We start from the raw sequence: 341 nt of genomic DNA on the forward strand, positions 1-341 counted from the left end.
GCGCGCGGGCATTGACCCAGTCGGCCACGCCGCTGGCGGTACGGCTGAGGATATTGGCCATCAGGCAGCCCCCTGCGGATCGACACCGATGATGATGGTGTTGTCGTCCTGGTAGTGGTGCGCGGGCACCTTCAGGTTGATCGGCGCCGGCACGTCCTTGAAGACGCGGCCGGACATGTCGAAGCGCGACTTGTGGCAGGGGCAGAAGTAGCCGCCCTTCCACTGCGGGTCATAGGGCTCGGGCCGGATCTCGGCGACCATTTCCGGCGAGCAGCCCAGGTGCGTGCACAGGCCGACCAGCACGGAGATGTCCGGCTTGATCGAGCTGCGCTCGATCAAGC

1 protein-coding gene is annotated in these 341 nt (G+C 66.3%); it reads right to left on the minus strand.

All coding sequences use genetic code 11. From position 1 onward, the window contains the following. Positions 1-60: 60 nt before the first annotated feature. The coding region (gene petA, locus EN846_RS34085) for a ubiquinol-cytochrome c reductase iron-sulfur subunit (protein ID WP_135928131.1) at positions 61-341 on the minus strand (281 nt) is incomplete at its 5' end.

It is taken from the genome of Mesorhizobium sp. M4B.F.Ca.ET.203.01.1.1, assembly GCF_004791025.1.
Taxonomy (GTDB): domain Bacteria; phylum Pseudomonadota; class Alphaproteobacteria; order Rhizobiales; family Rhizobiaceae; genus Mesorhizobium; species Mesorhizobium abyssinicae.